The sequence below is a fragment of the Aquimarina sp. I32.4 genome (assembly GCF_002924285.1).
Classification (GTDB): Bacteria; Bacteroidota; Bacteroidia; order Flavobacteriales; family Flavobacteriaceae; genus Aquimarina.
In genome coordinates this window covers 44,943-56,582 of sequence record NZ_PGUB01000005.1, presented here as the reverse complement: position 1 = coordinate 56,582, position 11,640 = coordinate 44,943, and the positions used below count along the sequence as shown (strand labels likewise).

At 33.3% G+C, this 11,640-nt stretch carries 9 protein-coding genes; 3 read left to right on the top strand and 6 right to left on the bottom strand.

Translation table 11 applies throughout. The features are described 5' to 3' along the window. Positions 1-10 precede the first annotated feature (10 nt). Entirely contained in the window at positions 11-727 is a 717-nt protein-coding gene (locus CVD18_RS01935; RefSeq protein WP_103863759.1) for a bifunctional 2-polyprenyl-6-hydroxyphenol methylase/3-demethylubiquinol 3-O-methyltransferase UbiG, read from the bottom strand. Positions 728-847: 120 nt separating this feature from the next. On the opposite strand from CVD18_RS01935, the gene CVD18_RS01930 reads away from it, so the two are divergent. Beyond that, positions 848-1,339 carry a YkgJ family cysteine cluster protein gene (locus CVD18_RS01930; RefSeq protein WP_103863758.1) on the top strand — a complete coding sequence of 164 codons (492 nt, stop codon included), beginning with the start codon at positions 848-850 and terminating at the stop codon, positions 1,337-1,339. 98 nt (positions 1,340-1,437) lie between these two features. Here the strand turns inward: CVD18_RS01930 and CVD18_RS01925 are convergent, their stop codons facing one another. The 5 genes from CVD18_RS01925 to CVD18_RS01910 form a co-directional block, all read right to left on the bottom strand. Continuing rightward, positions 1,438-2,124, bottom strand: a complete 687-nt coding sequence (locus CVD18_RS01925; RefSeq protein ID WP_103863757.1) for a Lipl32 family lipoprotein — start codon at positions 2,122-2,124, stop codon at positions 1,438-1,440. Positions 2,125-2,611: 487 nt separating this feature from the next. Then, on the bottom strand, positions 2,612-2,782 hold the full coding sequence (locus CVD18_RS22310) for a hypothetical protein (protein WP_158250370.1): 171 nt from the start codon (positions 2,780-2,782) through the stop codon (positions 2,612-2,614). A gap of 113 nt (positions 2,783-2,895) precedes the next feature. After that, a complete protein-coding gene (locus CVD18_RS01920) occupies positions 2,896-3,579 on the bottom strand; it encodes a Lipl32 family lipoprotein (protein ID WP_103863756.1) in 684 nt (227 codons plus the stop codon). Positions 3,580-3,620: 41 nt separating this feature from the next. After that, positions 3,621-4,235, bottom strand: coding sequence for an SIMPL domain-containing protein (locus CVD18_RS01915; protein ID WP_103863755.1), 615 nt, complete (start codon positions 4,233-4,235; stop codon positions 3,621-3,623). Positions 4,236-4,245: 10 nt separating this feature from the next. Then, positions 4,246-4,665, bottom strand: coding sequence for a hypothetical protein (locus CVD18_RS01910; RefSeq protein ID WP_103863754.1), 420 nt, complete (start codon positions 4,663-4,665; stop codon positions 4,246-4,248). A gap of 522 nt (positions 4,666-5,187) precedes the next feature. Here CVD18_RS01910 and CVD18_RS01905 point away from each other — a divergent pair. Together CVD18_RS01905 and CVD18_RS01900 are read left to right on the top strand one after the other, a co-directional pair. Further along, complete coding sequence (locus CVD18_RS01905; RefSeq protein ID WP_158250369.1) at positions 5,188-10,590, top strand: gliding motility-associated C-terminal domain-containing protein; 5,403 nt, start codon at positions 5,188-5,190, stop codon at positions 10,588-10,590. A 3-nt stretch (positions 10,591-10,593) separates the two neighbouring features. Beyond that, entirely contained in the window at positions 10,594-11,514 is a 921-nt protein-coding gene (locus tag CVD18_RS01900; protein WP_103863752.1) for a type IX secretion system membrane protein PorP/SprF, read from the top strand. The last annotated feature ends 126 nt before the right edge of the window (positions 11,515-11,640 follow it).

Below are 11,640 nucleotides of genomic sequence, written 5' to 3'. Positions count from 1 at the left end.
AAAAATTAGATTAATCGATAGCCAAAGTAAGTTTGGCTAGATAATCGTTATTTTCTCCTTCAAATACTAATTCAGAGATTAAACCATTGGTATTTGCAGCATTTTGTAATGTATTATAGTCTATATATAACCAATCAAACTGTTCTGATTCTTGATTTTTGTATTTGAGTTTATATTGCATTTCGCCATAATATCCAGCAGAAATATCTACCCAGAAACTACCATCGTCATCCTGAAAAAGATAAGAAATATCTGATGAGTCTATTAAAACCTGTCCATTTTTAGAAAGTAATGTCTTGATATGTGTAAAAAATAAGTCAATACGATCTAGAGAGCCAATAATACCACTACCATTCATTAAAAAAAGTATCGTATCATAGGTAGTAGAGGAATGATTAAATATATCCTGAACTATTGTTTGTTTTATTCCTCGTTCTTTACAAATCTGGATTGCACCATCAGAGATATCTAAAGCTGTTACATCTAATTTTTTTTCATTTTGAAGAAATAGGCTATGACTACCAGCACCACTACCAACATCAAGTACTTTTCCATAGGAGAGATCCAATGCTTTTTGTTCTATTTTTGGCATCTCAGTATACGTTCTGAATAAGTACGGAATAGGAATGTGATCATCATCAAAATCATCAGCAAGTACAGTGATATCTTCTGTGTATTTTTTATTGTAAAAATCTTTGATTGCAGTTCCAAAAATGTCTTTATTCATGATATATAAAATATATTCAGGTATTATTTAAAATGTTTAATAATGCTGGATTAATCTCAATTAAAACGGAATATATAGGTAATTACTATTCATAACTATCAAAAGTTTTATTTTTGCAGTATGCAAGAATTCATAGATCAATTACCACAACTGGCCAAAGATAAACATAACGAGAACAAAAAGTTCTTTGCCAAGCTCAAAAAAAAGCCTCCCAAGAAGCTAGATAATATGATGCAAGAACTACATGATGATGAATTTGCTACTACTGATTGTTTGCAATGCGCAAATTGTTGTAAAACAACAGGCCCATTATTTACAGATAAAGACGTAGAGCGTATAGCAAAATTTTTTAGGATAAAACCTAGGCAGTTTGAAGCACAATATTTACAAACAGATGAAGATGGGGATTTGGTTTTACAGCAAACACCATGTACTTTTCTTGGAGCAGATAATTATTGTTCAATTTATGAGGTTAGGCCCAAAGCTTGTCGAGAATACCCTCATACAGATCGTAAAAAATTTCAGAAAATATCTAGTTTGACTATTAAAAATGTGGCAATTTGCCCTGCTGCTTATAATATCGTAGAAAAAATGAAAGCTCAAATTCTTTGACACAAAATATGTTGTAAAATAAAAATTCCTACACTTCTTTTTATAGAAAGTGTAGGAATAATTATAAATGTGTGCTTATTGTGAATTGTGGTTAAATATTATAAACCTTTTTTTAAGTTTTCAATAGTTTTAGCCATTACAACTCCTGGTAATTTGATAGGAGCTGCTACTTGAGCTAAGAAAGTACCTTTTACTTCACCAGTTTTATAAGTAGTAAAACCGATACGGTATAATCCAACAGTTAACGCTTTTGTAGGGTTACCAATGTCACTCTTATATCTTAATAAAGAGTTATAGCTGCTACCACTTGGTTGCTTAGGCATTTCACTACTGTCATCATTACGTTCTAGTGTAACCCATTTTGCAGACTTTACACCTTCTTCTGTAATTTTGTCTTTGCTTATTATATTAGAACGCTCTAAAGTAATGTAAGTGTCAAAAAAGTCACTTGAGCTAGCATTGTCTTCATAAGCCTTAGACATAGTTGCTCCTTTAACTTTGTTTTTTCCCACTGGAGACATCATTCTTACTCCTAATTCTGGAGCTACTGCAGGTACCCATACATAGATGTAGTAAAATTTCTTATTATCTACTATTTCATCTTCATTACCTGGTGCTGCATATCCTAAATAGGTTACTATATCAGTATACGGTACTTTTATAGTTTTTGGCCCTATTTTTTTTTCTGTTAAACCACCAAACTTTTTTAATTTCTGTGCTTGAGAATCTACAGAAGTTCCTAAGGCGAATAAAATACTCAATAAAATTAAGATTCTTGTTTTCATAATAATTGATTTAGTTTAAATAAAAAGGCACACATTTTTATGTTCAAAATAGATTAATCTTTATATAAAATTTTCAGATTTTTTATTCTGTAAATTTGTTACAAATATGAGATTTTATTGTTGAAATAAACTAATTTAATATAAGAAGTGCTTTGGTGTTAATTTTGTTACTTGTTTTTCAGTGTGTTATGTGTGGTGGTAAATGTAAATACAGGACAAAAGATAAAGAAGCATAGTTTAATAAGTAAGATTAGTTGTTTGAAAGAGTGACAAAGTATACCCTGTGAGTATAGTATGTTAATACTATTTCTTTGAAGTAGGGTTAGGGGGATACTATCTGGTAGCGGATATTGAGGAGATATTTGATTTTTCTACTTTAGAAGAATAATTGTATTCATATAGGATGACCCGCTATCACCATACTAGTTCTATAGTGTTATGGGATTTCTGGTGAGTCCTGGGTCATCCGCAATCATGAATGGTTTTTTTAGAAATCTATATCATCTCCTACTTTTGCAGATGCAAATTCTGCATTGTATTTTTCCATATATTCTCCCATTTTTGGAGTCCAGTGTGCTCCAACCATTCCCCAATCACTTACACTAAGTCCATATTCTTGTAGGATTGAAGCAGCATCTTTACCTTGAGTAGATTCCATACTTTGATGACACATAATTTTGATATGTAGAGTAGAAATTGGTTATTCCTATATTTTAAACCTAAAAAAAATATAGGAATAACCATTGGGGGTAAAACTATTCAACTACAATTTTATAGCCCTTTTTTTAATTCACTGATAGTCTTAGCCATTACTACTCCTGGTAATTTGATAGGAGCTGCAACTTCTGCTAAGAAAGTACCTTTTACCACACCTCTTTTGTATGTTGTAAAACCTATACGGTATAATCCAACAGTAAGTGCTTTGGTAGGATTACCAGCTTCACTTTTGTATCTTAATAATGAGTTATAGCTACTTCCGCTTGGTTGTTTTGGCATCTCACTACTATCATCATTACGCTCTAATGTTACCCAATTAGCACTTTTTACAGCGTCTTCGCTAATGTTATCTTTGCTGATGATATCAGAACGCTCTAATGTAATGTAAGTATCAAAGTACTCAGAAGATTTAGCATTTTCTGTATATGCAGCTGATTTTATAGCTTTTTTGATTTTAGTTTTTCCTACAGGAGACATCATTCTGATACCTAATTCTGGAGCAACAGCAGGAACCCATACATAGATGTAATAGAACTTCTTATCATCTTTTACTTCATCCTCGTTACCTGGAGATGCATATCCTAAATAAGATACTACATCTGTATAAGGTACTTTTATAGTTTTAGGTCCTATCTTTTTTTCGATAGAGCTTCCAAATTTCTTTAGCTTTTGCGCTTGGCTATTAAAACTACTTCCGAAAGCTAAGATTACGGCTAAGATTACAATTTTTGTTTTCATTATTCGAATTTATATATTAATTAATTTGTGAATAAACTGTTTTATTGTTCTAGTTTAAAAGTAACTGTTATAAGTTGTTTTTGAACCTCTTGTGGTTTATACATATTGATGTATTGCATTTTACTACTAGAATCTTCAATTTTTATGATGTCTCCTAACTTTGTGTTAAGACCTTCTGCTATTTTTTGAGCTTTTTTCTTTGCGTCTTCAATTGCAGTTTGTGTAAGAGCAACCAATTCTGTATTTGTTTTTTCTTTGGCTGTAGCTTCTACCTGTGTAATTGTCAACCCATTCATTTTTTGCCCAATAATTTTAATCATTTCTTCTTCAGAGGATGTTGAGTAATTGTAATAGGATACATCGTTTACCTGAGAATAAGAAGTGTATAGCTGATAAAGCGTGTTTTTACTAAACTTACTGAAATCAACTCCTATAGCTTTTAATTTATCTGTATATAGTTGTTCTACTTCTGATAAGCTTTTGGGCTCTAGTTGTTGATAACCATCAGCAACAATTTGTTTTAGCGAAATGGTAAGGAAATAATTCTCAATTTCTACCTGTTTGCCTGCTTCTCCTACAATAGTTAGCGTTTTGCTATTTTCTTGAGAAAATACAGAAGTGACTGTAAGTAAGAGTATAAAAACTAGCTTTTTCATTGTTTTATTTTTAGTAAGGTAAGAATGATAATACAATCATTAATGCTCCTATGATTAATCCTAGAACTCCTAATTTCCCTTGTTTTGGAGCTATTTTTTCTCTTAGAGCGATTGCTTTTTCTTTAGCAGCTTCGTTTTTAGATAATACAAGCTTGTTGATCATTCCAAAACCTAGCATAAATCCTAATATTGCTTCTATTGCGTTTCCAGCTAAATAAACAGTCCATCGTATAGGAAATGAAGCAAACCAACCTAGGCCTAAAATAGAACTGATTACTCCCCATATACCCCAGAAACAGAAAACTAGTCCGATCCATCCTTGGTAAGGCTCGATTTTTTCAAGAAGTTCTTTTGCGTTTGGTTTTTTTGATAACAATAAAGATGGTACTGCTATAATACTTAATAAAATTAATGTGATTCCCCAAGTCATGATTTTTGGTTTTTAAGGGTTAGTATTTATTTTTTGCAATTTTATAGTCTTCATATATCTGTTTTTTTTGATACTTGTTTTGATGACTAATAATCACAGTGCAAAGATGAGAGAGAAGTAACCTGAGTAAAACACCTTTTATAGTGAAATGTACTACCCTGAAAACAGGGGGGTGTTTGATGAATTAAATGTGAGTAATAGAGTTATTATGTTGGTTGTTATTTGTTTAGAGTTTTTTAGAGAGGCGTTGTATTCCTATCTATAAAAAAGATTATTTATAGCAAGTTTATATTGCAATTTTGTAATAAAAGGATATTAAAATTTTTAAACAGGATTATTTATTGAAATAAAGAGATTGTAAGATTAAAAAAAAGGAAGGCTTATGATGTGTTAATTATATAATGCTCATCTTGATTATATAATTAACACATCATTTGTTATTTGATCATTTGCATAAATCACTGTTTTCAGTGGTTTTTATTAATGGAATGCAATATAGTTTTGCCCCAAAATATAAATAACATGACTTGGTTGATATGTAATTTCGGGATTAATTCAAAGATACAAGCGATATGTATTCTATTGTTTTGTAGTTCTTTTGTGTCATTTGGGCAGGGGTGTCCAGATGTACAAATATCAGATACAAACGATACTCACCATTTTAGTCAAGAAGGGAAAAATGAAACAGATGATATGGGAGAATCTGTTAGTGAGTTAGGAGATGTAAACGGAGATGGGATCTCAGATATTATTGTAGGAGCCCCTGGAGTTGATGATGGTACTGTAGAAAATATAGGTGAGGCTTATGTTGTTTTTGGAGGTACTGGTATTACTTCTGCTTCTGTCGATATTAATACGCTAGATGGTACGAATGGTTTTGTGGTAAGGGGTATTGTTACTGGTGAACGATTAGGATATAGTGTAAGTAGGGCGGGAGATATTAACAATGATGGATTGGAAGATGTTTTAATAGGTACCTACTCTAATGATGTGATCATTATATTTGGTAGCACTACTGGTTTTTTGCCACTTTACACAAGATCAGATATTGATGGTGTAAATGGTATTCTTATAGAAGATACTAATTCACATCAAAATGTAAGTAATGCAGGAGATGTAAATAGGGATGGAATTGATGATATTATAATTGGAGGTGCTTTATCTACTTCTGGTAAAGCTTATGTTGTGTATGGAAATCCTACTATTGGGAGCATAAATAGTGCAGATTTAGATGGTACAAATGGATTTGTTATACAGGGATTTTCTGGAAGTTTTAGATGGGATGGTATACAGGTAAGTAATGCAGGAGATATAAATAATGATGGGGTAGAAGATTTGGTTTTGGGGTTTCCAAGGTATAATGAAGGTGCAACTAGGGCAGCAGGAAGAGTAGCCGTTATTTTTGGGAGAAACACCAATTTTGCAGCAACTTTTGAGTTGTCTACTTTAAATGGAACTAATGGCTTTTATATAACAGAAGATATAGAATATGAGTCCTTAGGTAATTCTGTAGCTCCAGCAAAAGATTTTAATAATGATGGGGTTGATGATCTTGCTATTGCAAGTTCTAGAAAAGCATATGTGCTATACGGTAAAAATACTACTTTCTCTACTTCGTTTAGAGTATCGGATTTGCCTGATGGAGACAAATTTGTTTTTGAAGCAGGGTGGTATTTGTATCCATATAGAATTTCTGATTTAGATGGATTATCAGATGTTAATAGTGATGGGATTACAGATTTAATAGTGTCTGTTCCTCATTGGGATGGGTATGCAAGAAGCGGAGGAGCTTATATATTATACGGGGGGACTGCGCTTCCTAATAAATTACAAAGTTTAGAGCTTAAGGGAACCAACGGATATCAGATTTTTGACGATCAAAGGTATAGTTATAAGGGGTTTGGCCACTCTGTAAGTAATGCAGGAGATTTTAATAATGATGGATTCAATGATTTTATTGTAGGAGAAAAACTAAATAATAGCGATACATATAGAACAAAAGGTGCATTTCATGTTTTTTTTGGCAATACACTAGATGTTATTGATACAGAAGATCCAATAATAAACTGCCCCAATGGTGTTCAAGAATTATATACAAATACGCCTTTACCTAATTATATACAGTTTTTAGCATCAGCAACAGATAATTGTAGCTATAATACAGATATGGTATATACGCAAACTCCTCCAGAAGGAACTTTATTTACCTCAAATACAAGTGTTACCATAACAGCAACAGACAGATCTGGTAATACAGGCTTTTGCTCATTTACAGTAAATCTAGAAACCAGTTCAGAAGAAATAGATTGTAGCACCACAAATTTTTCTATCAGTAACCTTAATGGTACAAATGGTTTTACGTTATATGGAGAAGAACCTCATAGTGAGACTGGTTATGATGTGAATACTGCGGGAGATGTTAATAACGATGGGATTGATGATTTTATAGTAGTAGCAAAAGGAGATGTTGTTAATTTTACTGGCCCATATAGAGGATATCATATTAATGTTATTGGAGGTGTTTATATAGTATATGGAACAACTTCTGGGTTTCCTTCAAACATATTTTTAAAGGATTTGAGTGGTTCAGATGGTTTTAAAATAAGTAATGAATTAATCCCTTATGTTAAAACAGGTAGTGATAATCATTTTTATAAAGCAGATACTGCAGGAGATGTTAATAATGATGGTATAGACGATATTATATTGAGTGAGCCCTTTCGTAGAAGTGATAGTGGTGGGTATAGAGCAGGAGCTGTATATGTTATTTTTGGCTCGTCATCAGGGTTTACACCAATAGTAGATTTATCAACTATTGATGGTACAAATGGTTTTGTGATAAAAGGGATAAGTCAAGAATTTTTAGGAATTGATCTAGATAATTTAGGAGATATAAATGGGGATGGGATTGATGATATAATTATAGCAAATAGCTCTAATGATTCACGTAATATAAAAGGAAAATGTTTTATTGTATATGGATCAGGATCAGGTTTTCCTGCTAGTATTAAAACAGATGAAATTAATGGAGTTAATGGGTGCGTTATTACAAATAGTGGAACGTCTTTGCATGTAGTAAGCCGTTCTGTAGCTAATGTAGGAGATACAAATGGAGATGGGATCAATGATATAGTGATTGGAGGAAATACTGATAGAAAGCATGTTGTGTTTGGAAGATCATCAAATTACCCTGCAACACTAAATGTGGAAGATTTAAATGGTGCTAATGGTTTTGCAGTGACACATTCTGTTGTTGATATAACCTATGCAGAAGTAGGTGCAACAGATGATATAAATAATGATGGTTTTAAAGATATATCTTTTAGAAATCAATTTGTTTTGTTTGGGAAAAATACTTTTTCTGCTGAGGTAGATTTAGCAACTCTTGATGGCACTAACGGTTTTTCATTTTCTTCAAATTTAAGTATGCTTAATCATATAGGAGATTTTAATAATGATGGGTATCAAGATGTAATTATTAAGGGTAGCTCTTCTACAGGAGGAGTCCTTTATGGTAAAGCTACTTGGGAAGCTACTGTTCCTACAAGTTTTGGAGTTCATACGTATGGATTTAGGGTAGATGAATTTTCAAGTTATTCTATAAAAGGGGTTGGAGCCTATGCTGGAGATGTTAATAATGATGGAATCGATGATCTTATTATAGGGAGATACCGCCGATATGCGTATAACTATTTAGTGAATAGTGACCCTGGGTTTGCTCATGTTATTTTTGGAAAAAATATTCCTGATATAGAGGCTCCACAGATTACAACATGTCCAAGTAATCAAATATTAGCTTCTGGGTCTAATTTACCTGATTATAGAGGCTCTGTAGTCGCGACAGATGATTGTGATACGAATCTTGAGATTACACAAAGCCCAGATATAGGAACTTCATTTACAGCAAATACAACAATTACAATTACTGTTAGAGATAATAGCGGAAAAGAAACTCGATGTAATTTTGAGGTAACAATTCCTGGTGTCGATACCGAAGATCCAACAGCTAGTAATCCCTTACCAATTAATATACAATGTTCGACAGATATTCCAACAGCAGATCCATTGGTCGTTACAGATGAGGCAGATAATAGTGGTGATACCCCAACTGTTGCTTTTGTGAGTGATGTGAGCGATGGGGGTAGTAACCCAGAGGTTGTCACAAGAACCTATAGCGTAACAGATGGTGCTGGTAACAGTATAAATGTTACTCAAACAATCACTATTAACGATACTAGTAACCCTACAGCAAGTAACCCATCCGCAATTACAGTAAGTTGTGCTACAGATGTACCTACTCCTGATATTGCAGTAGTTACTGATGCGGCTGATAATTGCGGTACACCTGTAGTTGCATTTGTTGATGATACCCCAATTGGAACTACAATTTCACGAAGATATAGTGTAACAGATGGTGCGGGAAATAGTATAAATGTTACTCAAACAATCACTATTAACGATACTAGTAATCCTACAGCAAGTAACCCACCTACAATTACGGTAAATTGTGCTACAGATGTACTTACTCCTGATATTGCAGTAGTTACTGATGCGGCTGATAATTGCGGTACACCTGTAGTTGCATTTGTTGATGATACTCCAATTGGCACTACAATTTCACGAAGATATAGTGTAACAGATGGTGCGGGAAATAGTATAAATGTTACTCAAACAATCACTATTAACGATACTAGTAATCCTACAGCAAGTAACCCGTCTGCAATTACAGTAAGTTGTGTTACAGATGTACCTACTCCTGATATTGCAGTAGTTACTGATGCGGCTGATAATTGCGGTACGCCTGTAATTGCATTTGTTGATGATACCCCAACTGGAACTACAATTTCACGAAGATATAGTGTAACAGATGGTGCGAGAAATAGTATTGATGTGGTGCAAACTATTACTATTTCAGATACAGAACGACCAACAATAGATTGTTTGAGTAATCAATCTCTGGATAGTGGAACTGTATTGCCTGATTACACTAGCCTAGTAACTGTTTTGGATAATTGTGATAATTCTCCAGTATTAACTCAGTTACCAGTAGCTGGATCACCTTTTGTAGATGGAATGACAGTTGAAATGACTGTAACCGATACATCTGGAAATAGTAATCAATGTAGTTTTATAATTACGACAACGATTGTAGATACCGATGGCCCTGTAATATCAGGATGCCTTATAGATCAGGAGCTTTCTTGTGATGCATCTTCTGTTCTTGATTACCGTGGATTACTTACTGTGATAGATAATATAGATACTAATCCGATAATTATACAAAATCCCCCTGCAGGAAGCCCTATTATAGATGGGATGCAGATAACCATTACAGCAACCGATGCAAGTGATAATAGTTCAGATTGTGTGTTTAGAGTATATCAACAAGAAGAAACCGTAGAAGCAGGAGAAGATCAGGATATTAGAGAGGGAGAAATAGTACAACTACATGCAGAGGGAACTTCTGCAGGGACATATAGTTGGAGCCCATCTATAGGATTAAGTGCTTCTGATATAGTAAACCCAATGGCAAATCCAAATCAGACGGTTACTTATACTGTAGTGTTTACCAGTAATCAAGGGTGTATTACAGAGGATTCTATTACGGTTTATGTGGTGCCTCGACTAGAAGATCAGACAAGGTATGGGTTTTCTCCAGATGGTGATGGGGTTAATGAATACTGGGAGATCCATGGTATTGAAGAATATCCAAATAATAAGGTATCGATTTATAACCGATGGGGAGATTTGGTTTATGAAGCAGAAGGATATGATAATAACGCAAAAACCTTTAAAGGAATAGCAAATAGAAAAAGAAGTTTAGGGGGAGATGAACTGCCAGAAGGGACCTATTTCTTCAATATAAAAATAAATGGACCTCATAACTTGAAAAAAGAAACAGGGTTTCTGGTTTTAAAACGATAACTGATGAAAAAAGTGTATGTAATAATAGCAGTAACGCTATTAATGGGATTCTTATGTCCAATCTTAGGGCAGCAAACACCTGTCTTTGCAAATTATAATTACAATACGGTCGTGATAAATCCAGCTCATGCAGGGTTTTATCCAGATGCTGATGTTACTATAACCAATAGAGGGTATTTAAACCATATAGAAGGTAGCCCTAGAAATATAGGATTGACATTTAATTCATCGTTAAACTCTAGGAATATGGGGTTAGGAGTAGGAGTTATTAGTGATCAAGTAGGAGTTACTACGGCAACAAATTTATTTGCATCATATTCTTATAAGTTGGTTTTTGATCATAATTATAATAAAGCAAGATGGTGGTCTTACAATCCTAATGTCCTTTCTTTTGGGATTACGGGAGGAGTGATGCTTTATGATGAGAATTTACTAGAATTAGGTATTCAGAATGATCCTAATTTTGCAAATAATATTAATACAGTTGTTCCTACTTTGGGAGCTGGTATTTTATATAATAGAGAGCATCTCTATGCAGGTATTTCTGCTCCTAATTTATTGGGAGGTTCATTATCTTCAGAAAATAATATTAATATCAAAAGCCCTTTTTATGCATATGCGGGATATCGTTTTTTTGCGACTCGTTTTGAAGAGATTTTGATCACTCCAAGTATCTTGATCAAACATGTATCAGGAGCTCCTGTTCAAGCTGATTTTAATACAACGATAAATTACAAAAATAAAATAGAAGTTGGAGCTGGGTACAGAACGAGTACATCAATGAATTTTCTAGCAGGGTTTTATGTGTCAAACCATTTGCGACTACTTTATAATTACAATCGTACGCTACGAGATACTCCTATTAATAATACACATGGTATTGTTTTGAGTTATCGTATGGGAGACGGATTTGGAAGAAGATAAATAAGATATAAAGCATATGTATCTACGCTTTTTCTTACATCCTGACGATAAGAGTATGAATATTAATTTTTGTAAGTGAAAAAATATTAATCTCTAATATCTTTTTGAATAACACCAGTTCTTATA

Coding starts and splice junctions, on each gene's coding strand:
- CVD18_RS01935 (WP_103863759.1), bottom strand. CDS start 727: ATGAATAAAGACATTTTTGGAACTGCAATCAAAGATTTTTACAATAAA.
- CVD18_RS01930 (WP_103863758.1), top strand. CDS start 848: ATGCAAGAATTCATAGATCAATTACCACAACTGGCCAAAGATAAACAT.
- CVD18_RS01925 (WP_103863757.1), bottom strand. CDS start 2,124: ATGAAAACAAGAATCTTAATTTTATTGAGTATTTTATTCGCCTTAGGA.
- CVD18_RS22310 (WP_158250370.1), bottom strand. CDS start 2,782: ATGGAATCTACTCAAGGTAAAGATGCTGCTTCAATCCTACAAGAATAT.
- CVD18_RS01920 (WP_103863756.1), bottom strand. CDS start 3,579: ATGAAAACAAAAATTGTAATCTTAGCCGTAATCTTAGCTTTCGGAAGT.
- CVD18_RS01915 (WP_103863755.1), bottom strand. CDS start 4,235: ATGAAAAAGCTAGTTTTTATACTCTTACTTACAGTCACTTCTGTATTT.
- CVD18_RS01910 (WP_103863754.1), bottom strand. CDS start 4,665: ATGACTTGGGGAATCACATTAATTTTATTAAGTATTATAGCAGTACCA.
- CVD18_RS01905 (WP_158250369.1), top strand. CDS start 5,188: ATGACTTGGTTGATATGTAATTTCGGGATTAATTCAAAGATACAAGCG.
- CVD18_RS01900 (WP_103863752.1), top strand. CDS start 10,594: ATGAAAAAAGTGTATGTAATAATAGCAGTAACGCTATTAATGGGATTC.